At 65.1% G+C, this 24,422-nt stretch carries 20 protein-coding genes and 1 tRNA gene; 5 read left to right on the forward strand and 16 right to left on the reverse strand.

What is annotated here, in order from left to right; genetic code table 11:
- Positions 1-29 precede the first annotated feature (29 nt).
- The 10 genes from QZ709_RS18720 to QZ709_RS18765 all read right to left on the reverse strand — a co-directional run bounded on the left by QZ709_RS18720 (position 30) and on the right by QZ709_RS18765 (position 12,946).
- Positions 30-1,904, reverse strand: a complete 1,875-nt coding sequence (locus tag QZ709_RS18720) for an acyl-CoA dehydrogenase (protein WP_294639018.1) — start codon at positions 1,902-1,904, stop codon at positions 30-32.
- 91 nt (positions 1,905-1,995) lie between these two features.
- A complete protein-coding gene (locus tag QZ709_RS18725) occupies positions 1,996-4,092 on the reverse strand; it encodes a 3-hydroxyacyl-CoA dehydrogenase NAD-binding domain-containing protein (RefSeq protein WP_294639020.1) in 2,097 nt (698 codons plus the stop codon).
- Between the two features lie 224 nt (positions 4,093-4,316).
- Positions 4,317-5,012 (reverse strand): ABC transporter ATP-binding protein, encoded by a 696-nt coding sequence (locus tag QZ709_RS18730; RefSeq protein ID WP_294639021.1) that lies wholly within the window; start codon positions 5,010-5,012, stop codon positions 4,317-4,319.
- Positions 5,013-5,015: 3 nt separating this feature from the next.
- Positions 5,016-5,825 carry an ABC transporter ATP-binding protein gene (locus tag QZ709_RS18735; RefSeq protein WP_294639023.1) on the reverse strand — a complete coding sequence of 270 codons (810 nt, stop codon included), beginning with the start codon at positions 5,823-5,825 and terminating at the stop codon, positions 5,016-5,018.
- 10 nt (positions 5,826-5,835) lie between these two features.
- Complete coding sequence (locus QZ709_RS18740) at positions 5,836-7,128, reverse strand: branched-chain amino acid ABC transporter permease (protein ID WP_294639024.1); 1,293 nt, start codon at positions 7,126-7,128, stop codon at positions 5,836-5,838.
- A 7-nt stretch (positions 7,129-7,135) separates the two neighbouring features.
- The gene (locus tag QZ709_RS18745; protein WP_294639025.1) at positions 7,136-8,161 is read right to left on the reverse strand and encodes a branched-chain amino acid ABC transporter permease; all 1,026 of its coding nucleotides are present in this window, start codon (positions 8,159-8,161) and stop codon (positions 7,136-7,138) included.
- A gap of 161 nt (positions 8,162-8,322) precedes the next feature.
- Positions 8,323-9,558, reverse strand: coding sequence for a branched-chain amino acid ABC transporter substrate-binding protein (locus QZ709_RS18750; RefSeq protein ID WP_294639026.1), 1,236 nt, complete (start codon positions 9,556-9,558; stop codon positions 8,323-8,325).
- A gap of 217 nt (positions 9,559-9,775) precedes the next feature.
- Positions 9,776-11,407 (reverse strand): 3-(methylthio)propionyl-CoA ligase, encoded by a 1,632-nt coding sequence (locus QZ709_RS18755; RefSeq protein ID WP_294639027.1) that lies wholly within the window; start codon positions 11,405-11,407, stop codon positions 9,776-9,778.
- 165 nt (positions 11,408-11,572) lie between these two features.
- A complete protein-coding gene (locus QZ709_RS18760; protein WP_294639028.1) occupies positions 11,573-12,016 on the reverse strand; it encodes a thioesterase family protein in 444 nt (147 codons plus the stop codon).
- 12 nt (positions 12,017-12,028) lie between these two features.
- A complete protein-coding gene (locus tag QZ709_RS18765; protein WP_294639029.1) occupies positions 12,029-12,946 on the reverse strand; it encodes a histone deacetylase in 918 nt (305 codons plus the stop codon).
- A gap of 126 nt (positions 12,947-13,072) precedes the next feature.
- On the opposite strand from QZ709_RS18765, the gene QZ709_RS18770 reads away from it, so the two are divergent.
- From QZ709_RS18770 to QZ709_RS18785, 4 genes are all read left to right on the forward strand, one after another.
- Positions 13,073-13,816, forward strand: a complete 744-nt coding sequence (locus tag QZ709_RS18770) for a TetR/AcrR family transcriptional regulator (RefSeq protein WP_294639030.1) — start codon at positions 13,073-13,075, stop codon at positions 13,814-13,816.
- Between the two features lie 120 nt (positions 13,817-13,936).
- Positions 13,937-14,590, forward strand: a complete 654-nt coding sequence (locus QZ709_RS18775) for a protein-L-isoaspartate O-methyltransferase (protein ID WP_294639031.1) — start codon at positions 13,937-13,939, stop codon at positions 14,588-14,590.
- 137 nt (positions 14,591-14,727) lie between these two features.
- Positions 14,728-16,059 carry a TolC family outer membrane protein gene (locus QZ709_RS18780; protein WP_294639033.1) on the forward strand — a complete coding sequence of 444 codons (1,332 nt, stop codon included), beginning with the start codon at positions 14,728-14,730 and terminating at the stop codon, positions 16,057-16,059.
- A 399-nt stretch (positions 16,060-16,458) separates the two neighbouring features.
- The gene (locus QZ709_RS18785) at positions 16,459-17,256 is read left to right on the forward strand and encodes a PEP-CTERM sorting domain-containing protein (RefSeq protein WP_294639034.1); all 798 of its coding nucleotides are present in this window, start codon (positions 16,459-16,461) and stop codon (positions 17,254-17,256) included.
- A gap of 78 nt (positions 17,257-17,334) precedes the next feature.
- Here QZ709_RS18785 and QZ709_RS18790 read toward each other — a convergent pair.
- The 6 genes from QZ709_RS18790 to petA form a co-directional block, all read right to left on the reverse strand.
- Positions 17,335-17,410, reverse strand: a tRNA-Thr gene (locus QZ709_RS18790).
- Between the two features lie 27 nt (positions 17,411-17,437).
- Complete coding sequence (locus QZ709_RS18795; protein ID WP_294639035.1) at positions 17,438-18,019, reverse strand: ClpXP protease specificity-enhancing factor; 582 nt, start codon at positions 18,017-18,019, stop codon at positions 17,438-17,440.
- 33 nt (positions 18,020-18,052) lie between these two features.
- The gene (locus tag QZ709_RS18800) at positions 18,053-18,667 is read right to left on the reverse strand and encodes a glutathione S-transferase N-terminal domain-containing protein (protein ID WP_109035446.1); all 615 of its coding nucleotides are present in this window, start codon (positions 18,665-18,667) and stop codon (positions 18,053-18,055) included.
- A 131-nt stretch (positions 18,668-18,798) separates the two neighbouring features.
- Complete coding sequence (locus QZ709_RS18805) at positions 18,799-19,566, reverse strand: cytochrome c1 (RefSeq protein WP_294639036.1); 768 nt, start codon at positions 19,564-19,566, stop codon at positions 18,799-18,801.
- 21 nt (positions 19,567-19,587) lie between these two features.
- Positions 19,588-20,988 carry a cytochrome bc complex cytochrome b subunit gene (locus QZ709_RS18810; RefSeq protein WP_294639038.1) on the reverse strand — a complete coding sequence of 467 codons (1,401 nt, stop codon included), beginning with the start codon at positions 20,986-20,988 and terminating at the stop codon, positions 19,588-19,590.
- A 14-nt stretch (positions 20,989-21,002) separates the two neighbouring features.
- Complete coding sequence (petA, locus tag QZ709_RS18815) at positions 21,003-21,602, reverse strand: ubiquinol-cytochrome c reductase iron-sulfur subunit (RefSeq protein WP_294639040.1); 600 nt, start codon at positions 21,600-21,602, stop codon at positions 21,003-21,005.
- A gap of 321 nt (positions 21,603-21,923) precedes the next feature.
- On the opposite strand from petA, the gene QZ709_RS18820 reads away from it, so the two are divergent.
- Entirely contained in the window at positions 21,924-24,416 is a 2,493-nt protein-coding gene (locus tag QZ709_RS18820) for a DUF1631 family protein (protein ID WP_294639042.1), read from the forward strand.
- The last annotated feature ends 6 nt before the right edge of the window (positions 24,417-24,422 follow it).

Here is a 24,422-nt window from a genome sequence, read left to right on the forward strand (position 1 = left end):
CGGTGAAACGCCGCCCCCTGCCCCGGGCTTCAGAACCAGTCGGCCTCGGCGCGGGCGCAGGTCAGGTCACGGCGTGCCACCACCCCCAGCCACGCGTCGATCTTGGGCAACTCGTAGGCGTAGAAGTAGTCGGCGGTGGCGAGCTTACCCTTGAGGAAGCCGGTACCGAGCGGGCCCTTGTCCCATTCCCCTGCGGCCTGCGCCGTCTTGGCGGCCAGCGCCAGCTCCAGCCAGATCCAGGCCATCACGGTGTGGCCGAACGCCTGCAGGTAGGGCGTGGCGTTGGCCAGGGCCTCTTCCGGCACGCCGGTGGCCCAGGCCGCCTTCGTGGCCGCGCCCACCTTTTGCAGCGCGCCGGCCAGCGCATTCGCATGCTCCGCCAGCCCGTCGACCTGACCGGCGCGGGTCACGGTGTCGCTGATGCGCGCGGCCAGCACGGCCAGCGCCTTGCCACCGTTCATCACCACCTTGCGGCCCAGCAGGTCCAGCCCCTGGATGCCGTGCGTGCCTTCGTGGATCATGTTCAGGCGGTTGTCGCGCCAGTACTGCTCGACCGGGAAGTCGCGCGTGTAGCCGTAGCCGCCCAGGATCTGGATGGCCTGGCTGTTGGCCTCCTGGGCCCACTCGCTCGGCCAGCTCTTGGCTATCGGCGTCAGCAGCTCGAGCAGCAGGCGGGCGTTGTCTCGCTCATCGGGTGAGCCGGTGTACTCGTCGTCCACCAGCTGCGCGCACAGCAGGCCCAGCGCCAGGCCACCTTCGGCCACGGCCTTCTGCATCATCAGCATGCGCTTGACGTCGGTGTGCTGGATGATGGGGATCTGCGGGGCGCTGTGATCCTTGCCACCGGCGCCCATGGCACGGCCCTGCGGGCGCTGCCTGGCGTACTCCAGCGAGGCCTCGTAGCCGGCATAGCCCAGCATGGTCGCGCCCAGGCCCACGCTGATGCGCGCCTCGTTCATCAGCGTGAACATGCACTTCAGGCCCTCGCCTTCCTTGCCGATCAGGTAGCCCACGGCCCCGGCCTGCCCGTTGACCGGGAACTTGCCTTCACCGAAGTTCAGCAGCGTGTTCACCGTGCCGCGGTAGCCGCACTTGTGGTTGAGGCCGGCCAGCGCCACGTCGTTGCGCTGGCCCGTGATCGTGCCGTCGGCCTTGACCAGCTTGCGGGGCACGATGAACAGCGAAATGCCCTTCACGCCCGGAATCAGCTTGCCATCGGGCCCCGGGATCTTGGCCAGCACCAGGTGAACGATGTTCTCGCCCATCTCGTGCTCGCCGCCCGAGATCCACATCTTGTTGCCCGTCAGGCGGTAGCGCGGGCCCAGCTCATCCTGCTGCCATGCCACGCCGCTGCCATCGCCCTGCACATCGGGCACGGCGCGCGTGACGATGTCGGACAGGCTGGAGCCGGCCTGCGGCTCGCTCAGGCACATGGTGCCGAAGGTGCGGCCTTCCAGACCGCCCTTGGCGAACACCTCGATCTGCTTGGGCGTGCCGTGCGCCAGGATGGTGTTGGCGTTGCCGCGCGTGAGCATCGGGTAGGCCGCCAGGCCCACGCTGCTCTTGTAGAAGAAGCTCATCGATGCGATTTCGACCACCGTGGGCAGCTGCATGCCGCCCACCTCGGCGTCCTTGCTGGCGGCCATCAGGCCCGCATCGGCAAAAGCCTGCAGCGCCACCGGTGTTTCCTTGGGCAGAGTCACCGTGGTGCCGTCGAACTCGGGCTCGTGCACGTCGATCAGGCGGTTGATCGGCGCGAACTGCTCGGTGGCGATCTGCTCACTCAGGTCCAGCACGGCCGTGAAGGTCTCGCGGTTGTGCTCGGCGTGGCGTTCGCGGGCGCACAGGCCATCGGCCTTGAGCCAGTCATACAGCAGGAAGTCGACGGTGGCGCGGTGGGTCATGCTTTCTCCAGGATGAGCGCAGCCCGTCCGCTGCCTTCAAGCAGCGGATCAGGCCGGGGCACCTTCCAGCGCCCCGTGGATCACGGAACGATCAGTTGAAGGTCTTGCCTTCGGCGGCCAGTTTCGCCAGCAGCGGCGCCGGAGTCCAGAAAGCCGGGTCGCCGTGCGGGTTGCCGGCAAAGCCCTTCATCAGCTCGACCACCTTGGGCAGGCCCAGCAGGTCGGCGTACAGCATCGGGCCGCCCCAGGTCAGCGGGAAGCCGTAACCGGTCAGGTAGACCATGTCGATGTCCGAAGCCTTCGAAGCGATGCCTTCTTCCAGGATGGCGGCCCCCTCGTTGACCAGGGCCAGCACCAGGCGTTGCACGATCTCTTCGTCGCTGATGGCGCGCGGCGTCAGGCCCTTGTCGGCACGCACCTTGTCGATGCAGGCCTGCACCTCGGCCGAGGGCACGGGTTCGCGCTTGCCGGCTTCGTAGTCGTACCAGCCCTTGCCGACCTTCTGGCCGAAGCGGCCGAGTTCGCACACGGCGTCGCCCACCGGGCTGTAGATCACGTCGGGCTGCTCGATCTTGCGGCGCTTGCGGATGGCAAATCCGATGTCGTTGCCCGCCAGGTCGCCCACGCGGAACGGGCCCATGGCAAAGCCGAAGGCTTCGGCGGCCTTGTCGACCTGCTGCACGGTGGCGCCCTCTTCCACCAGGAAGAAGCTCTGGCGCACGTACTGTTCGAACATGCGGTTGCCGATGAAGCCATCGCACACGCCCGACACCACGGCCACCTTCTTGATCTTCTTGGCCACCTGCATCACCGTGGCCATCACGTCCTTGGCGGTGTGCTTGCTGCGCACCACTTCCAGCAGGCGCATCACGTTGGCGGGGCTGAAGAAGTGCAGGCCCACGACGTCGGCCGGGCGCTTCGTCACCTCGGCAATCTTGTCCACGTCCAGCGTCGAGGTGTTCGAGGCCAGGATGGCGCCGGGCTTCATCACGGCATCCAGCTTGGTGAACACCTGCGACTTCACGCCGAAGTCTTCGAACACGGCCTCGATCACCATGTCGGCCTGGGCGATGTCGTCGTAGCTCAGCGTGGTGGTCAGCAGGCCCATGCGCTGCTCGTACTTGTCCTGCGCGAGCTTGCCCTTGGCCACCTGGGCTTCGTAGTTCTTGCGGATGATGCCCACGCCACGGTCGATCGCCTCCTGCTTCATCTCCAGCAGCGTCACCGGGATGCCGGCGTTCAGGAAGCACATCGTGATGCCGCCGCCCATCGTGCCGGCACCGATCACGGCCACCTTCTCGATCTTGCGGGCCGGCGTGCTCTCGGGCACATCGGGGATCTTGCTGGCAGCGCGCTCACCGAAGAAGGCGTGCTGCATGGCCTTGGCCTGCGGGCCGACCATGATCTCCTTGAAGATGTCCAGTTCCTTCTGGATGCCGACGTCGATGTCCGGCGTGTTCGCGGCGATCTCGATCGCGTCGACGCAGCGCTGCGGCGAGATCAGGCCGCGGCGGGCCTTGGCCATGTCGGCGCGGGCCTTGTTGAACAGCTCGGGGTCGCTCACGGGCGACACGGGCAGATGACGCACCAGCGGCATCGGGCGCACGTCGGCCACTTCCTTGGCAAAGGCCACGGCGCCGGCCACGAGGTCGCCCTCGATCAGCTTGGCGATCAGTTGCTGGCCGGGCACCTTGGCGAGCTTGTCGCTGGGCACCGAGGCGCCGGTGGTGACCATCTGCAGCGTCTGCTCGACGGGCAGCACGCGCGGCAGGCGCTGGGTCCCACCACCGCCGGGGATCAGGCCGATGTTCACTTCCGGCAGGGCCACCTGCACGCCAGGCGCCATCACGCGGTAGTGACAGCCCAGGGCCAGCTCCAGCCCGCCGCCCATGACGACGCCATGGATGGCAGCGACGACGGGCTTGCTGCTCTTCTCGATGGTCTCGATGGTGAGGTGCAGGCCGGGCGCCGCAAAGGCAGCCGGGGTGTTGAATTCGCGGATGTCTGCGCCACCGCAGAACACCTTGCCCCCACCGGTGATGACGATGGCCTTGACCGAGGCGTCGGCATTGGCCTGGTTCACGCCGTCGACGATGCCGGCACGGGTGCTGTGGCCGAGGCCGTTGACGGGGGGGTTGGTCAGCGTGATGACGGCCACGCCGTCGGTGACTTGGTAGGAAGCGCTCATGTCGGTGTCGGGGCGTTCAATGAAGACACACGGACCCCGACAGTCACCCTGCGCACAGGGATGGCCGGCGGCGCCCGCTCAGCTGAATTCAATTCTGACAAGAAGTCTTGTACGAATTGAGGTTGATTCTGACACAGGCTCTGCAAGCCTGCATCTCGGCCTTCCAGCCCCTGGTGAAAACACCTAGGCGGGAAAACACCCCACACTGTATCCAGTTTGGCGACTCAAACCTCAAGCCACTCCTTGCGCACGTACTGGTCGGCACGCAACTCGTCGGGGGTACCGTGGAACACCACCTCGCCATGGCCCATCACATAGCAGCGCTGCGAGATGTCGAGCGCGATGGTCAGCTTCTGCTCCACCAGCAGCACGGCCAGCCCCCGCTTCTGCAACTCTTTCAGGTACTCGCCCACCAGTTCGACGATCTTCGGCGCCAGCCCTTCGGTCGGCTCGTCGATCATGATGAGGTCGGGGTCCCCCATCAGCGTGCGGCACAGCGTCAACATCTGCTGCTCGCCACCCGACATCACGCCCGCTTCGGTGTGCTGGCGCTCCTTCAGGCGCGGGAACATCTGGTACATGTCGTCCAGGCTCCAGCGGCTCTTCTTGCGGCCCGATTTCTGTCCCAGCAGCAGGTTCTGCTCGACCGTCAGCTTCGGGAACACGTCCCGGCTCTCCGGCACATAGCCGAGGCCGTGTCGGGCAATGTCGTACGTCTTGTGACCCAGCAGGTTCTCGCCGTTCCACTCGACCGTGCCATGGCCATCCACCAGGCCCATGATGGTCTTGATGGTGGTCGAACGGCCAGAGCCGTTGCGGCCCAGCAGGCTCACGATCTCGCCCGGATTCACTTCCAGATTCACGCCATGGAGGATGTGGCTCTTGCCATAGAAGGCGTGCAGGTTCTCGATGCGCAACATGCGTCAGGCTCCGCTGGTTTGGGCTTCGGCGGCCTGGGTTTCAGCCAGCACCGAGCCCAGATAGGCTTCCTTCACGCGCTCGTTGGCGCGCACGTTCTCGGGCGTGTCGCAGGCAATCACCTCGCCGTACACCAGCACGGCGATGCGGTCGGCCAGGCCGAACACCACGCCCATGTCGTGCTCCACGGTCAGCAGGGTCTTGCCCTCCGTCACATCCCGGATCATGCGCACGAAGTTCGCGGTCTCCGACTTGCTCATGCCGGCCGTGGGCTCGTCGAGCAGGATGACGTTGCCGCCCCCGGCGATCGTCACGCCCACCTCCAATGCCCGCTGCTCGGCATAGGTCAACGACGACACGCTGGTGTCGCGCTTGCGGCGCAGCCGGATCATGTCCAGCACTTCCTCTGCACGGCGGTTCACCTCGGTGAGGTTGGACAGGAAGCGCCAGAAGGCATAGCGCTCGCCCATGGACCAGAGCACCGCGCAGCGGATGTTCTCGAACACACTCAGGCGCGGGAACAGGTTCGACACCTGAAAGCTGCGCGCCAGGCCGCGGCGGTTGATCTCGTAAGGCTGGTGCCCGTGGATGGCTTGTCCATTCAGGAGGATCTCGCCGCTCGTCGGTGCCATCCGGCCACTGATGAGGTTGAACAGCGTGGACTTGCCCGCGCCGTTCGGGCCGATGAGCGCCACCCGCTCCCCTGCCTTCACGGACAGGTTGGCCCCACGAATGATTTCGGTCTTGCCGAAGGATTTGCGTACGTCGCGCAGCTCCAGCGCCAACGGTGCATGAGATGTGGATGTCTGGCTCATGTCGTGATCCTCAATGCCCTTCCGCGCGGCGTTGCGCCAGCTCGATCTCTTCCTGGATCTGCCCCCACTGGTGCGCAAACTGCCGGCGCGCCAGTTCGAACAACGCCGCGCCCGTCAGCGTCAGCATGGCTGCGCCCACCCAGGCATCCGTGCCCTGCGTGTCGATTTCCACGCCAGCGAACCGCATCACCGGGCCCAGGGCCTCGTTCAGCTTCAGGTGGTAGATCATCTCGGCCATCACGGCCACACCGGTCAGCGCGACCATGCCCGTACCGAACAGAGCCAGGTAGGCCGTCCAGATACGACGCAGGAAGCCGTAGGCCGCCACACGCACATTCATCAGCAACAGGCTGGCAATGCCACCCGGGGCATACATGACCATGAACAGGAAGATCAGGCCGAGGTACAGCAGCCAGGCCTTGGTCAACTCGGACAGCAGCACCGACGCCAGCACCATCAGGATTGCCCCGATGATCGGGCCGAAGAAGAACAGCGCGCCCCCCAGGAAGGTGAACAGCAGGTAGGCTCCGGACGCGTGGGCGCCCACCACTTCGGCCGTCACGATCTCGAAGTTGATCGCATACAGCCCGCCGCCGATCCCGGCAAAGAAGCCCGCGATCATGAAAGCGAAGTAGCGCACACGCTGCGTGTCATAGCCGATGAACTGGACGCGCTCGGGGTTGTCGCGCACCGCATTGAGCATGCGCCCCAGCGGGGTCTGGGTGAAGGCGTACATCGCAGCCGTGCAGATGAAGCAGTAGACCGCAATGAGGTAATAGACCTGGATCTGGGGCCCGAAGGTGATTCCCATGAACGGCTCGCCCACCACCCGGTTGGCCGAAATGCCACCCTCACCGCCGAAGAACTCCGGCAGCATCAGCGACATCGACCACACCAGCTCGCCCACGCCCAGCGTGATCATTGCGAAGATGGTGCCGGACTTCTTGGTCGTGACCGCGCCGAGGACGGCGGCAATCAGGAAGCCCGTTGCTCCGCCCACGAGGGGAATCAGGCTCACCGGGATGCCCCAGGTGCCTTCGGCCACCTTGTTGAGCGTGTGGATGGCTGCGAACGCGCCGAGGCCGGAGTACACCGCATGCCCGAAGCTCAGCATCCCGCCCTGCCCCAGAAGCATGTTGTACGACAGGCAGATGATGATGCCGGTCCCCATCTGGGTCAGCATGGTGAGGGCCAGGCTGCTGGTAAACACCTTGGGCGCGATCAGCAACACGAGGGCAAAGGCGGTCCACACCACCCATCGGCCCAGGTTGATGGGCCGGAAGTCGTAGGTTGTCGTTGTCATGGTGTCGTCACTCCTCCCGGGTGCCCAGCAGGCCCTTCGGCCGCAGGATGAGCATCAGCACGAGAAGCAGGTAAGGCAGGATGGGCGCCATCTGCGCCACGGTGATCTTCAACAGGGGGTAGGCCCAGCTCTCGTAGTCGATGGTCTGGCCCATCTTCTGCATCACCGAAACGGCGGACACATCGATGACCACGGCAAAGGTCTGGATCAGACCGATCAGCAGAGACGCCAGAAAGGCCCCCGCCAGCGACCCCATGCCGCCCACGACCACCACCACAAAGATGATGGCGCCCACCGACGCTGCCATGTTCGGCTCGGTCACGAAGGCGTTGCCACCGATCACGCCAGCCAGGCCAGCCAGCGCACAGCCACCGCCGAACACGCCCATCATCACGCGCGGCACGTTGTGACCCAGGGCCTGCGCCATGTCGGGATGGGTCAGGGCAGCCTGGATGATGAGGCCCACACGCGTGCGGGTCAGCAGCAGCCACAGCGAGCCCAGCATCAGCAGCGCCACCACGGCCATGAAGCCGCGGTAGATCGGGAACTGCGTGCAGCTGTTGCCGGCCGCCACGCTGCACACCGCGGGATCACCGGCGCCAGCCAGCCAGCGCAGGCCTTCACCCTGCACATTGGCCAGCGTGAACAACGGGCCGCTCAGGGCTTCCGGCACGCGGTAGTCCACGTTGGCCGGCCCCCAGATCAGGCGCACCACCTCCAGCACCACGTAAGACAGGCCGAAGGTGATCAGCAACTCCGGCACGTGCCCGTACTGGTGCACCTTGCGCAGGCTGAAGCGCTCGAAGGCTGCCCCCATCAACCCGACGATCAGGGGCGAGAGGATGAGCGAAGGGAAGAAACCCACCAACCCGGTGAGGGTGTAAGCGAGGTAGGCTCCGATCATGTAGAAGCTCGCGTGCGCAAAATTGAGCACGCCCATCATGCTGAAGATCAGCGTGAGCCCGGAGCTGAGCATGAACAGCAGCAGGCCGTAGCTGATGCCGTTCAAGAAAAAGACGAGAAAGGTTTCCATGGTGACCCGTGTGCATGGGCGAACCGGGCCAGCACAGCCAACGGGCATGGCTGGCCCTGCGGCGGCCCGCTCATGACGGGCCGCCCTGGTACACCGACAAAAGGAAGGCCGCTCTCGCGGCCGTGAGGCGCACTACCCTCGGGTGCGTGCGCCGTCCTGCATCACGAAGGACGCTTCATCTGGCAGGACGTGGGCGTGCTGGACACGAACGCGTCGAACGACTTGACGGGCGAGAAGGTCATGCCCGTGCTCTCCACGTTGTACGTGTTCTTCGCGTCCATCTTCTGCCAGCGCGCGATGTACAGCGGCTGCTGCAGTTGGTGGTCGGACTTGCGCATCTCCACGTCGCCGTTGAAGCTCTTGAACTTCATGCCTTCCATCGCGAACGCCACCTTGACCGGATCGGTGGACTTGGCCTGCGCCATGCCCAGCGACAGCAGGTGCAGCGCGTGGTAGGTAGCGCCCGAGTAGTAGTCGTCGTTGAAGCGCTTCTTGAAGTCGGCGATCAGGTTGCCGTACAGGCCACCCATGTTGTAGTGGCCATAGCCCACCTGGTACACCCGGCCATCGGCCGCGGTGCCCAGGGCGGTCGGCGTGCCACCGAAGTTCGCGTAGTAGGTGTAGAACTTGGCCGTCAGGCCCGCGTCGTTCGCCGCCTTCACCAGCAGCGCCAGGTCGGAGCCCCAGTTGCCGGTGATCACGGTGTCGGCACCCGACGCCTTGATCTTGGCCACATAGGGCGTGAAGTCGCGAACCTGGGCCAGCGGGTGCATGTCGTCACCCACGATCTGGATGTCGGGGCGCTTGCGCTGCAGGGTGGACTTGGCGAACTTGGAGACCTGCTGGCCGTGCGCGTAGTTCTGGTTGATCAGGTAGACCTTCTTGACGTCCGGCTGTTCCTTGATGAAGGTGGTCATCGCCTCCATCTTCATCGAGGTGTCGGCGTCCAGACGGAAGTGCCAGAAGCTGCACTTGCTGTTGGTCAGATCAGGGTCAACGGCGGCGTAGTTTAGGAAGACGATTTCCTTGCCGGGATTCCGCTCGTTGTGCTTGTTGATGCCATCGACCAGTGCGGTGGCGGCCCCGGAACCCAGCCCCTGCACGACGTAGCGCACGCCTTGGTCAGCGGCCGATTTCAGGGCATTGAGGGTCTCGGCCGGGCTCAGCTTGTTGTCGATGCTGACGATCTCGAACTTCACGCCAGCGGGGTTGCTGGCATTGATCTTCTCAGCCACGAACTGGAAGCTCTTGAGCTGGTTCTGGCCCACACTGGCCATCAGGCCGGAGAGCGGATCGATCCAGGCCACCTTGACCGTCTCCCCCTTCTGGGCCAAGGCGGCACCCGCAGCCAGGGACGCGGTCACGAGAACGGTCAGGGCACGAACTTTGAACGTCATTACAGGCTCCTCTTCAAGCGTGATGGAATGGGCTTTCGTCACAATTTAAGACCCCGATTCAAGGGGTGCCTCAGGGAAGTCCCGCAAGGTGAGCGTTTTGCCTGATCCCGTTTGGAGCACGGTGTCTCATACCCCCCACGCTGTAGCAGGGACATACCCGAAGACATGAAAAAAGGCGCCCGAAGGCGCCTCTGGTCACAGTCGTGTCACCCCTGTGTTACGCAGTGGGGAGCTTGTGATCCTTGAACTTGTCACGCAGCTGAAGCTTGGAGATCTTGCCCGTCGCCGTATGCGGGATTTCCTCCACGAACACGATGTCGTCGGGCGTCTGCCAGTTCGGAATCTTGCCTTTGAAGAAGGCGATCAACTCGTCGCGGCTGACTTCGGCCCCGGGCTTTTTCACGACGACCATGAGCGGGCGCTCGTCCCACTTCGGATGCGGACAGGCGATGGCCGCCGCCTCGTGCACGGCGGGATGCGCCATCAGCACGTTCTCGAGGTCGATCGAGCTGATCCACTCTCCGCCCGACTTGATGACGTCCTTGGAACGGTCCGTGATCTGCATGTAGCCGTCCGCATCGATCGTGGCCACGTCGCCAGTCGGGAACCAGCCGTCGTGCAGGGGCGACTTGTCCATGTTGAAGTAGCCGCTGACCACCCAGTGGCCCCGCACCTCCAGGTCCCCCGACGCCTTGCCATCCCAAGGCAGCACGTTACCATCGCCATCGACGATGCGCATGTCGATGCCGTAAATGCCCTTGCCCTGCTTCGCGAGGATCTTCTCCTTTTCCTCCTTGGGCAGATCTGCATGCTTGGCCTTCAGGCGGCTCAGCGTGCCCAGCGGAGAAAGCTCCGTCATGCCCCACGCATGGATGACCTCCACACCGAAGTCGTCCTGCAAGGTCTTGATCATGGCGGGCGGGCAGGCCGAGCCGCCGATCACCGTGCGGCGGAAGGTGCTGAACTTCAGGTCATGGCTCTTCGCATGGTTGATCAGCCCCAACCAGATGGTCGGCACGCCCGCAGAGAAGGTCACGCGCTCCTGCTCGAACAGCTCGTACAGCGACGCTCCGTCCAGATGGTGACCCGGGAAGACCAGCCTGCAGCCGATCAGCGCCGCCGAGTACGGCAGACCCCACGCGTTGACGTGAAACATCGGCACCACCGGCAGCACCGTGTCCGAGCTGGACACGCACATGGCATCGGGCAACGCAGCCGCATAGGCGTGCAGCACAGTCGAGCGATGCGAGTACACCGCCCCCTTCGGATTCCCCGTCGTCCCCGACGTGTAGCAGATGCTGGCCGCGGCGTTCTCGTCGAACGAAGGCCAGGCATAGTTGCCGTCCTCGGCCGCCAGCATGTCCTCGTAACACAGCAGGCTTGGCAGATCCGACTCGCGCGGCATGTTGCTGCGGTCACACATGAGCACCACGTGCTTCAGCGAGGGCAGCGACGGCGCCAGCTTTTCGACGAGCGGGAAGATGTTGAGGTCGACGAAGATGACCTTGTCCTGGGCATCGTTCGCGATCCAGGCCACCTGCTGCGGGAACAGGCGGGGGTTGATCGTGTGGCACACCCGCTGCGAGCCCGACACACCGTAATAGATCTCGAGGTGACGGTAGCCGTTCCAGGCCAGCGTGCCGACCCGCTCACCCGGCGCTACACCGAGACGGTCCAGCGCCTGCGCCAGCTTGCGTGCGCGCAGCTCGACCTCGGCCCACGTCGTGCGGTGCATGTCACCCTCGACACGCCGCGAGACGATCTCGATGTCCCCGTTGTGCCGCGCAGCGTGCGTCAGCAGCGACGAGATCATCAAGGGCATGTGCATCATTTGGCCCATCAGGCTCATGGAATCGACCTCCAACAGTACATAAAACGTATCCCGTCACGCGGGCCTCGGCCAACGTCATCTGAAAACACATCATTCCAGATCACGTCGATCATAGGAAAGTTTGTACCGGGAGTGTCGTGCCTGACCCTCCGGGAGTACCCGTACACGTACCCCGGGCGCGACTCACGGTGTCGGCATCTGGAGCCGCCGCAGCGCCCCGAGCAAAGGATCGGGCAAGGCCACCGGTCGGCGCGTCTCGCGGTCCACGTACACGTGCACGAAGTGGCCACATGCCGCGGCCTGCTCGGCTCCGTCCTCGAACAGGCCGATCTCGTATCGCACGCTGCTGCGTCCGATGTGGGCAACCCGGATCCCCGCCTGCACGTTCTTCGGGAAGGCCAGCGACGCAAAGTAGTTGCAATGCGTCTCGATGACCAGACCGATCACCTCACCCGCATGGATGTCGAGGACGCCCGCTTCGATCAGGTAGCGGTTCACCGCTGTATCGAAGTAGCTGTAGTAGGTGACGTTGTTGACGTGCCCGTAAACGTCGTTGTCCATCCACCGGGTGGTGATGGTCTGAAAATGCGCGTAAGCACTGCGGGGCTGAGCCTGGGGTCGTTCCATGTGCACGATTATTCACGGGCGACACCTGCGCTGCCATGCGTGAAAGGCCTCGGCCACGGACGTCAACTGCACCGCGACCATTGCGGTCAGATCGTGGCCATAGCCGCCCGCCATGCACATCACGGTGGGCAGGCGCCGCTGTTCGCACCAGTGCCACACGCGCCGGTCCCGGACCGCCATCCCGTCTGCGGTGAGCTTCAGGCGTCCGAGTCGATCCCCTTCATGCGCGTCCGCCCCCGCCAGGTAGAAGACCAGATCGAAACACCGGTCCGCATGGGCCTGCGCCAAGTCGGCCAGCGCGGCATCCAGGGCAGCGAGGTAGGGGCCATCCTCGCACCCGTCCGGCAGCGGCACATCCAGCGAGCCAGGCACCTTGCGAAAGGGAAAATTGCGGTCGCCGTGCAAGGACAGCGTGTACACGTCGCGATCGTCCGCAAAGATTGCCGCAGTACCATTGCCCTGGTGGACATCCAGATCGATGACCGCGCAGCGTACGCCCGGGCGCCGGTGCTGCTCCCGGCGTATGGCCACGGCCACATCGTTGAACACGCAGAAGCCGCTGCCCTGGGCTGCGCTGGCATGGTGTGTTCCTCCCGCCAGATTCACCCCCACCCCCTCCTCGATCGCGGCGTCCGTCGCGGCCAGCGTGGCGCCGACCGACCGCCGGGATCGCTCCACCAGCGCGGGCGACCACGGAAACCCGATCTCGCGCACCTGCGCTGGCGTCAGCGTCCCGCCCGAAACGGCCGCCACATAGGCCCGATCGTGAGCCAGCACCAGGTCGGCATCCCCCGCCGCCGCCGCCTCGCCAAGACGCACACCGGGCAGCTCGCGGGTCACGGCCGCACGCAGCAGCCCGTACTTCTGCATCGGAAAGCGGTGGCCCTCAGGCAGATCCGGCTCAAAACGGTCGCTGTGAAACGCGCGCATGCATGCCAGCTTAATGCCAGCGAGCATCCCCCGCGTGCCACCAAGCCAACGCATCCGATTTGACCACCGCTTGCCGCGCGGGCTACATTACTGACCGACCAGTCAGTTAGCAACCCGACCGCTGCCGTGCCCAAGCCCATCGTACCTCCCGCTGCCCCGGCCCCCTCGGCGACGAGCTGCCCGATCAAGGCAGCCGTGGCCGGTCTTGCGCCCCGGCTGCGGCAGCGTCGCAAGGCGGCCCGCCCGCAGGAATTGCTGGAGGCGGCCCTGACTCTGTTTGTCGAGAAAGGCCTGGCCGCGACCCGCACGGACGATGTTGCCCGCCTGGCCGGGGTTTCCAAGGGCACGCTGTACCTGTACTACCCGAGCAAGGATGCGCTTTTCAAGGCGGTCGTCCACCACTACCTGGTACAGGTGATTTCAGAGGGCACCGACCTGCTGGACCAGTTCGAGGGCTCGGCCGCCGAACTGCTGCGCCTGCTCATGCAGACCTGGTGGACCCGCGTGGGCGCCGAGAAGGTCGCAGGACTGGTGCCGCTCATCATGGCCGAGTCCGCGCACTTCCCGGAACTGGCCCAGTTCTATGTCGATCAGGTCATCGACCCCAGCCGTCGCCTTCTGGGGCGGGCGATCCAGCGCGGCATCGACCGCGGCGAGTTTCGCGGCGTGGATGTCCACATGGCCGTGCTCGCCCTGATGGCACCTGTGCACTTCCTGATCATGCACCAGCACTCGCTTGCGCCCTGCGCCAGCATGCTGACCGGCATCGATCCCCAGGCCTATCTGGACATCCAACTGACGCTGCTGATCGACGGCCTGAGTGCCCGGACACAGCGTGGCGGAGAGGAGACAAGCCCGTCAGATGCATGAGCTGCGTTGAACCGGGACAGTGTCGTCTGAAAGACGGCGCCCCCCTGAATCAGCGGCTCTTCTTAGAATCACGGTTTTGCCCCCATTCCCTTCCATATCGTCTCCCGTAGGATGCCCAGCATGAACGTCGAACAAGCCCGCTTCAACATGATCGAGCAACAGATCCGCCCCTGGGACGTGCTCGACACCTCGGTGCTGCAACTGCTGTCCGTCGTTCGACGCGAGGATTTCGTTCCTGCGGCCCACCGCGCACAGGCTTTCATGGACCTGGAGCTGCCCCTGGGCAACGGGCGCAACCTGCTGGCCCCGCGCGTGGAAGCCCGCCTGGTTCAGGACCTGAACCTGAGCAAGCGCGACACCGTGCTGCAGATCGGCGCGGCCACTGGTTACGTGACGGCGCTCCTGGCTCACAAGGCCCAGCGCGTCGTGGCACTTGAAGCCGATGCCCAACTCGTCTCCACGGCACGCGCCAACCTGCGGCAAGCCGGCGTCAACAACGCCGAGGTCGTGCAGGGCAGTGGCACCGACGGCCTCGCCGCCCAGGCCCCGTTCGATGCCATCGTGCTGTGTGGCTCGGTGGCCGAGGTGCCCCAGGCCCTGCTGGATCAGCTGAAGGCCGGCGGCCGGCTGCTGGCCGTCGTGGGCCAGGAGCCGGTGATGCGGGCCGTGCTCTACACCCGCGGAGAAGGCAACCAGTTCAGCCGCCAGGAACTCTTCGACACCGTCGCCGGCCGCCTGCCCGGCTTCGCCGAGCCCAGCCGCTTCCATTTCTGACCCATCGGACCGCCGCGTCCAGCCAAGGAATCCCCGAGATGTACCGTCACGCCCGTTCCCTGCCTTGTGCGCGCCCGCTCGCCTTCACCGCAAGGCGGGTTCTCGTCAGGGCCGCCATGGCCGCGACGGGCTCTCTCATGGTCGCAGCCCCGGCCCAGGCAGACAGCTTGCTGGATCTCCTTCAGTCTGCACGCAGCTATGACGCGGTGTACCTCGCCGCCAAGGCCCAGGCTGACTCGGTCCAGTACCGCGTGGAACAGGCCTATGCCTTGCGTCGACCCAGCGTCGGCCTGCAGGGCGCCGTCACGCGATCGCATCTGGATTCCTCCGTCCCGCCTTCGTCGCTGACTGCGGCACTCGGACAGCGGACCAACAACAGCAATTACACCAGCCGCCGTGTGGCCGTGCAGGTCAGGCAGTCGCTGTACAACGGCCAGGACGCTGCTCAGATCGAGCAGGCCGAGCGTTCGCTCGAGGTCGCCATGACCGACCTGGAAACCGCCGAGAGCGACCTGATCGTCCGCGTGACACAGGCCTATTTCGACGTGCTGGCCGCGCAGGATGTGCTCGCCACCACCCAGGCGAACAAAAAGGCACTGGCCGAGCAGCTCGCGGCGGCGCGCCGGAGCTTTGAAGTGGGCAATGCCACGATCACCGACACGCGTGAAGCGCAAGCGCGTCACGACCTCGCTTCGGCCCAGGAGATTGCCGCCACCAACGACCTGGAGGTCAAACGCATTGCGCTGGACCAATTGGTGGGGCGAACCAATGTCCAGCCCGACCCGCTCGCCACGCCGGCCAGCCTGGAAAGCCTGGGCACCGGGACAGTGGACGAATGGGTCGAGCACAGCGCCCGGGCCCCGCTCGTGCGCAAGGCGCAGTTGGGCCTCGAGGTGGCCCGACTGGAGATCGACAAGGCGCGGGCTGGCCACCTCCCCGCCGTGGCCGCCACGGCGTCCGTGGCCCAGACCGAGGTGGATGCCGCCTCCTCCTTCGTGAGGACGAGCATGGGCGCCGGTACCTCGGCCACGATGGGCGTCGAGGTGAACGTCCCGCTGTTTGCTGGCTTTGCCACGCAGAATCGCGTGAAAGAAGCGCTGGCGCTGCAGGAAAGATCCGAGCGCGATCTCGACAACGCCCGGCGTTCCGTATCACTGGCGACACGTCAGGCCTACACCGGGGTGATGTCCGGCCTGGCGCAGGTAAAAGCCTATGAGGCCGCGGAGGCCTCGGCCAAGCTGGCCCTCGAGGCCACCCAGTTGGGCTACCGCGTAGGCGTCCGCATCAACAAAGACGTGCTGGACGCGCAGACCGCCCTTGCCAACACCCAGAAAGACCTCTACAAGGCCCGCTATGACGTCATCGTGGGCAGCGTGCGCCTGCGCCAGGCGGCAGGTACCTTGCAGACCGAGGCGCTGGCAGACCTGAACCGTCAGTTGTTCCCCACAGGCGCCCCGGCGCCCCGGTGACCCCGTCTACTCCGGCCTCCGAGCCGGGAGTTCACGCACCGGGCCCCTTGTGGGCCCTTTTCTTTTGCCGGCTCAAAGCCGGTTTTGGATCTCTGCGACCCCACTTGGTTGCGGGGGGTAGCCGTAAACAGATGCAATGGCCGTTTCAGGCCGCCGCACAGGGTTTGCCCTGAAGTGGTGCGCCCCCGGCTTCCCCACTTCGCTGGGAAGAACGTTTGTTTGATCGCCCCGCCCCCGCAGTGAACCGTGACGCGTTACACACAAATGCTCACGGCCGGCGTCGGTAACGGCCATTACCCTACGGCTCGCCTCGGCAATTCGCTGGGGCCGGCGTCGGGCCAGGCGGCCGCCTGACGGTGTTTCGATCCAGTAAGCGCCGCACATCAATTGGGGATATTCATGAAACTCGCACTGAAGAGCATCATCGCCACCGCGTCGTTCATCGCCATGGGCGCTGCCTCGGCGGCCGACATCAACCTGCCTGTCGGCGGCTCGATCAACGGCTTCACCCTGGTCGGCGGCACCGGCACCCTGACGTTCGACCGCTCGCTGGTCACGGCCATCAACACCGGCCAAATCAAGCTGGCCGAAGCCGCCCCGGCTACCGCCGTGCTGAAGACGACCTCCACCGGCCGTTATCAGAACACCGACGGCAACCGCCCCACGTTCACCGCCCCGATCACCGGCCTGGCCGTGACCGGCACCTCGGTGACCGACGCGTACACCGCGGGTGGTGCACTGATGACCGTGGAAGGCGAGATCGACGGTGAAGAGAACCTGGCCTCGAGCGGTGGCTCGCTGTCGGTGACCAACATCCATGCTGACCTGACCACCAGCCGCATCTACGTCGACATCGTGGGCGGCAACGGCGTCGGCACGCTGACCAACTTCCACCTGTGGGACATCGGCAACATCGAAGGCGGCACCAGCCTCGTGGACGGCACCGTCACCACGACGCTGAGCAACCTGACCATCGCCGGCGGCGTGGGCGGCGTGGCCTTCAACACCTTCGCGCAAGCTCTGGGTCTGAAGCCGGCCGGCATCAGCGCCCTGGAAGGCATCAGCAACTACGGTTCCATCGTTTCGACGATCACCGCCCAGGCCACGCCCGCCGTGCCTGAGCCCTCGACCGTCATGCTGATGCTGAGCGGCCTGGGTCTGGCCGGTGTCGTGGCCCGCCGTCGCAACAAGGCCTGAGCCTGAGTTTTCCGTCCCATCGCGCTCCACTCGGTGGGGCGGAAAAGAAAAGAGGCCCCGTGAGGGGCCTCTTTGCATTGGTGCCGGCTGTCGGATTCGAACTGACGACCTACCGCTTACAAGGCGGTTGCTCTACCAACTGAGCTAAGCCGGCATTTGTCGAGATTCTACATCCCGCCCGTTACTTGACCCGTCGCAGTGTGGGGCGAGCGCCACCGGCCGGCGGCTCTGGCGGAGGCTCGTCACCCTTGTCGGTGGAAGCAACGACCGGCTCCAGCGTACGCCCTTTGCCGGCCTTCGGCGGACGCGCCAGACGCAGCCCCTGCCCCGCTTCGGCGGGTTCAGGCTTGCGAGAGGCTGGCAGACCATCGTGTACGCCATCCACCACCTCACCCGTGGAGGCAGGCGCATCCTGACCGTCACCCCCCAGCGATGTGGGCACGGGGAACGCCATACCCTGCCCGTTCTCACGGGCATAGATGGCGATCACGTGATCGACCGGCACGGAGATGTCCCGTGCCACTCCCCCGAAGCGCGCCTTGAACTCGATGAAATCGTTGCCCAACTGGAGTTGGCTCGTGGCTTCGAAGCTCACGTTCAACACGATCTCGTTGTTCTTGACGTACTCCTGAGGCACCTGAACGGAACGGTCCACATACACCGCCAGGTAGGGCGTGAACCCGTTGTCGGTGCACCAATCGTGCAAGGCACGGATCAGGTAGGGGCGCGTCGATGAGCCCTGGGCTTCTTGGTCTGTGGACATGCTCTTTCAGAGGTGGGGTCGATCACCGGGCAATCACTTGCGCATGACCTTCTCGGAGGGCGTCAGTGCTTCGATGTAAGCCGGACGCGAGAAGATGCGCTCAGCATACTTCAACAGCGGCAGCGCATTCTTCGACAGCTCGATGCCGTAATAGTCCAGGCGCCACAGCAACGGGGCAATCGCCACGTCGAGCATGGAGAAGTCGTCGCCCAGCATGTACTTGTTCTTCAGGAAGATCGGGGCCAGCTGGGTCAGGCGGTCCCGGATCTGGGAGCGGGCCTTCTCCAGCTGCTTGTCGTTGGCCTTGACGCCGCCACGGCCTTCCAGCAGGTTCACGTGGGCGAACAGCTCCTTCTCGAAGTTGAGCAGGAACAGACGCACGCGTGCGCGGGCCACGGGGTCCCCAGGCATCAGCTGCGGGTGCGGGAAGCGCTCGTCGATGTACTCGTTGATGATGTGCGATTCATACAGAATGAGGTCACGCTCCACCAGGATGGGCACCTCGTTGTACGGGTTCATCAACGCGATGTCTTCGGGCTTGGCGAAGATGTCGACGTCACGGATCTCGAAATCCATGCCTTTTTCAAACAGGACGAAACGGCAGCGGTGCGAGTAGGGGCAGGTCGTTCCGGAATACAGCACCATCATGGCGGTGGGCTCCTAAGGTCAAAAGAGGCGGGTGGCGCATCGCGCCACAAAACAACGAAGCGCAGTGACCCTTTTCAAGGCCACTGCGCCGGTGACGGGCTCACCGAGAGGGGTGAGACCGCGTCGCGCGTTTACTTCACGTCTTTCCAGTACGCCGCATTCAGGCGCCAGGCAATGAACGTGAAGATCGCCAGGAAGATCAGCACGCCCACGCCGATGCGGGTACGCTGGATCTGCATGGGCTCGGCCATCCACTGCAGGTAGGCCACCAGGTCGGCCATGGCGCTGTCGTACTCCTGCGGCGACAGCTTGCCCGGGGTGACCTGCTCGAAGCCATCGAAACGATGGACATTCTTGTTGGCATCGTGCGGATCGGCCTCCTCCACGAACTTGGCTTCACGCACACCCTGCAGTTCCCAGAGTACGTGCGGCATGCCGACGTTCGGGAACACCAGGTTGTTCCAGCCGGTCGGACGGGCGTCGTCGCGGTAGAACGTGCGCAGGTAGGTGTAGAGGTAGTCTGCGCCCGTGCCCGAGTGGCTGGCGCGCGAACGGGCCACCAGGGTCAGGTCCGGCGGGGTCGCGCCGAACCACTCCTTGGCGTCACGCGGGTTCAGGGACACCTTCATCACGTCACCCACCTTGTCGGTCGGGAACAGGAGGTTGTCCTTGATCTGCTGTTCGGTCAGGCCGATGTCCTTCAGGCGGTTGAAACGCATGAAGGCCGCGGCATGGCAGTTCAGGCAGTAGTTGACGAAGAGCTTGGCGCCGTTCTGCAGGGCAGCCAGGTCGCTGACGCGTTCCTTGGGGAACTTGTCGAGCACCAGGTCACCGCCCGAGGCCTGCGCACCCGTCACCAGGGCGAAGGCGGCCAGCAAAGAGGCAAGCAGTTTTTTCATGGTTGTTCTTTCCTGCGGTGATCAGTGGGGCTTGAAGGTCACGCGCTCGGGCACTTGCTTGAAGGTGCCGAGCTGGCTCCACCAGGGCATCAGCACGAAGAAGCCGAAGTAGATCAGCGTGCCGATCTGGCTGACTTTTTCACCCACCGGCGACGGCGGTTGCACGCCGAGGTAGCCCAGGATGATGAAGTTGATCACGAACACCAGGTACACCAGCTTGTGCCAGTTCGGACGATAGCGGATGGACTTGACCGGGCTCTTGTCGAACCAGGGCAGACCCGCCAGGATCACGACGGCACCGCCCATGACGGCCACGCCCCAGAACTTGGCTTCGAAGGTCTTGAGCAGACCGATGACGACTGCAGCGATCACCAGACCGGCCACCTTGGTCTTGCCGTCGCCCTTGCCCTTGATCAGGTTCAGGACGGCACCCAGGGCGATGATCACGGCGAGCACGTTCACCATCCAGTCGGTGGTGGCACGCAGCATCGAGTAGAACGGCGTGAAGTACCAGACCGGCGCAATGTGCGGCGGGGTCTTGAACGGGTCGGCCGGGATGAAGTTGTTGTACTCGAGGAAGTAGCCACCGAACTCCGGCATGAAGAAGATCACGGCCGTGAAGACGAACAGGAAGCCACCGACGCCCAGGAGGTCGTGCACCGAGTAGTAGGGGTGGAAGGGGATGCCGTCCAGCGGCTTGCCATTGGCATCCTTCTTGGCCTTGATCTCGACGCCGTCCGGGTTGTTCGAGCCCACTTCGTGCAGCGCGATGATGTGCGCGACCACCAGGCCCAGCAGGACCAGCGGCACGGCGATCACGTGCAGCGAGAAGAAACGGTTCAGCGTGGCATCGCCCACGACGTAATCGCCGCGAATCAGGATGGCCAGGTCAGGACCGACGAACGGGATGGCGGCAAACAGGTTGATGATCACCTGGGCGCCCCAGTACGACATCTGGCCCCAGGGCAGCAGGTAGCCCATGAAGGCTTCGGCCATCAGCGCCAGGAAGATCAGGCAACCGAAGATCCAGACCAGTTCGCGCGGGGTACGGTACGAACCGTAGATCAGGCCACGGTACATGTGCAGGTACACCACCACGAAGAACGCCGAGGCGCCAGTGGAGTGCATGTAGCGGATCAGCCAACCCCAGGGCACATCGCGCATGATGTACTCGACCGAGGCGAAGGCCAGTTCGGCATCCGGCTTGTAGTTCATGACCAGGAAGATGCCGGTCACGATCTGGATCACCAGCACCAGCAGCGCCAGCGAGCCGAAGAAATACCAGAAGTTGAAGTTCTTGGGGGCGTAATACTCGCCGACGTGCTCGTTCCAGAGCTTGGTGGCCGGGAACCGGTTGTCCACCCAGGTCAGGAGCTTTTCACCGGCGCCAGCGCCAGCGGGGGCTTGTTTCATTTCAGCCATCGTGGGGTCTCCGATCAGGCCTTCTTGTCTTCACCGATCAGCAGCTTGCTGTCGGAGAGGTACATGTGGGGCGGGATCTCCAGGTTGTCCGGAGCGGGCTTGTTCTTGAAGACGCGGCCGGCCAGGTCGAAGGTCGAGCCGTGGCAGGGGCAAAGGAAACCACCGGGCCAGTCGTCCGGCAGCGAGGCCTGGGGACCCGACTGGAACTTCGACGACGGAGAGCAACCCAGGTGAGTGCAGATGCCGACGGCCACCATGATCTCCGGCTTGATGGAGCGGTTGGTGTTGCGGCAGTACTCCGGCGTCAGCTCGGCCGGCTTGCGCTCGGAATTGGGGTCGGCCAGCTGGCCATCGATCTTCTTGAGCGCGGCCAGTTGCTCGGGCGTGCGCTTGATGATCCACACGGGCTTGCCGCGCCATTCGACCGTCATCATCTCGCCCGGCTTGAGCGCGCTGATATCAGCCTCGACAGCGGCACCGGCAGCGCGTGCACGCTCGGAAGGTTGGAAGGTCGAAACGAAGGGGATGGCTGTGGCCACGCCGCCCACGCCACCGGCGGCGCAGGCCATGGTCACCCAGGTCCGACGGCTTTGGTCCACTGGCTGATTGCTCATGGTTTTCCTTGAGGACGATGACATTGAATGGGGTCAACCGCGCATTGTAAGGGACGCGCACCCTCTTCCCGGCAGATCGTCGCGCCTCATGCTGAGACTCTGGCCTGGATCAATCTGCGTCATTTGCACCACAGCGGGCACCTCATCCATGCGGCCGGGGCACGCCACGCCCTCGCGCCCGGCCTGTATAAGACCGTGTGATTCGTGACAGTTTGCAAAATGACGCAAGTCAGACCGACGGATAGCCGATAAGCTGAAACGACATCCGGTGGTGCCCTGCGCCAGCGTTTCCCCCTGACCGCCATCCGACAGAAAGCGCACGTGACCGACCCGCGAACCGACGCGATCGTTCAGACCGCCGCCCGCCGCGTGCAGGCAGCGGTCTCGGACGCGCTCGACCGCCTCGCCATGCAGGTCGGCCCGCTTGCCATGGCGGCCACCAGCAACCAGCAACGGCAGACGTTGATGAACGCGGACAGCGTGTTGCAGCGCCACACGGCTGCGGTGCTTCGCGCATTCAGCCATCGCCTGCACGAGCGTCTTCAGAAAACGTTCCTGCCGGAGACCGCGCCTTCCACGTCGGGCGGACTCCGGTCGGGCGGCCCCTCGGACTGGTCGTCGCTGACCTTGGTGGACAACGCAGAGGTCGAGCGCGGCGTTCACGCAGACCGACTCGGTCAGGCCCTCGGCGTCGAATGCGCCGAGCAACTGGCCGAACTCGACAAACTCCTGTCGGACCTGCTGGACGACGCCCGACTGGCCCGCCACGCCCTGCGACCCAATCAGATCGCCGGCGCGCTGCTCGAGGCGCTGGCCGAGGTAGAGCCCGATCCCGAGGTCGTGCAGATGCTGGGTCAGCACGCGGGGCGCGTACTCGCCCCGCAGATCGGTTCGTGCTACGCCCAGATTTCGACCGACCTGCGTGCCCAGGGCATCCAGCCTCGCGCCCTGTCGGTCCAGCGGCCCCGGTCCTCCTCGGGTCGCTCCGCCTCCTCCGCGACCACCCCAGGCCAGGTTCCGGGCGACCCGCAGAGCACCGCCTCGGCCCCAGGCGGATGGGTTGATCCGTCGACCTGGTCGCCCTCGTACGGCAGCATGGGACCAGAGGCGCACGCACGCGCCGCACAGGCCCTTGGCGCCATGTTCGGCGTCAACATGCCGGTCATGGGGGGCGAACAGCCGCCCCCGATGCGCCTGCGTGGTGAAGCCGGGGCGCCGCCATTGCGATCCGGTCAGCTGCCTGCAGCCCCGTCTGGCTTTCAGGCCTTGCTGCAGCGCATCAACCAGGAAGCCACCGGCACAGCCTGGGCACACGCCCCGACGCCTCTCGCTGGTGCACCGGAAGGGGATCTGGGCACGGCACCGGGGTTTGCCGGAAGGCTGATGGCCGCGAACCTCATTCGCGCACACCGAGACGAACTGGTACGCGCCAGCGGCGGGGCTGCGCTGGACCAGATGGTGATCGACATCGTGGCCGCGTTGTTCGACCAGGTTCTGTCCGACCCCAAGGTGGCGCCGGAGATGGCGCGGCAGATCGCCCGTCTGCAGATGCCGGTGCTTCGCGTCGCGCTGGCTGACATGGGTTTCTTCCACTCGCGAAAGCACCCGGTGCGGCGCTTCGTGAACCGGATCGCCACCCTGTCAGTCGCCTACGAGAGCCTTCAAGAAGGCCCGGGCCGAACCTGCCTCGAGCAGGTCACCGCGCTGGTTGACGACATTGTCGAGGGCGACTTCGACCGGATGGGCCTGTACGAGGCCAAGCTGGCCGAACTCGAACGCCACATCGAGAGCGGCCATGCCCGGGAATCGGCCGAGCACGCAGCCGTTCAGGCACTGCTCAGCGGCAAGGAAGCCGACCTGCGGGTACAGCAGCGCTACATGCAGTCACTGAAGCGCGAGCTTGCCGAGGTGACGCTGCCGGACTTTGTCCGGGACTTTCTGACGCAGATCTGGAGTCAGGTGCAGGTGATGGCGTCGGCCCGGGACGGGGCGGGCTCGGAACTGGCGGCCCGGATGCGCAAAGCAGGCCACGACCTGGCGCTCAGTGTGCAGCCCAAGGGCACCCCGGCGCTGCGCAAGGCCTTCCTGATGACGCTGCCCCAGCTGATGAAGGACCTCACCGAGGGGTTGGCGCTCATCCAGTGGCCCGAAGAGGCCAAACAAGCCTTCTTCTCGCAGCTGCTGCCCGCCCACGCCGAGTCGCTCAAGCAGGCACCGCACCACGATCTCACGCAGCGGCTGCTGGAACAGCAGTTGAGCAAGGTCGAGCGACTCGCCATCCCGAGCCGGGAAGAAGCGGCCAACGACCCGGTTCCGGCCGCCATGGAGAACCTGTCTGCACTGCCCGTCCTGACAGTGGCGTCTGCGCTGTCTCCCGAGGAAGCCCAGCAGGCGGGATTCGTGCCGGAGGCCACCGTCCCGACAGACACCGTGGACATCAACCTCGACGAGCCGGCGGGGGAGGTCGATCCCTCGCTCACGGAAGTGGACATCAACCTGGACAGCCCTCCCCCGCCGGCGGCCGGGCTGCAGCTGGTTCATCACATCCAGAAGGGGACGGCCTACCAGATGCTCATGCAGGGAGAATGGAAGCGGGTGCGGCTTACCTGGGTCAGCGAAGGGCGCACCTTCTTCATCTTCACGCAAGGGCACCAGCACAAGCGCACCATTTCGCTGACGGCACGCACCCTCGCCAAGATGTGCGACACGGGCCGGTTCAAGGCCTTCGAGCAGGCCGAGTTGCTGGAGCGCGCAACGATGCGCGCTCGTCGCCAGCTCGCGGCACTGGCGGGTGGCGGCCGCTCTGCAGCCTGAGATCGC

Origin of the sequence: uncultured Aquabacterium sp. (assembly GCF_913773725.1) — a bacterium.
In the GTDB taxonomy this organism is placed as follows: domain Bacteria; phylum Pseudomonadota; class Gammaproteobacteria; order Burkholderiales; family Burkholderiaceae_C; genus Aquabacterium.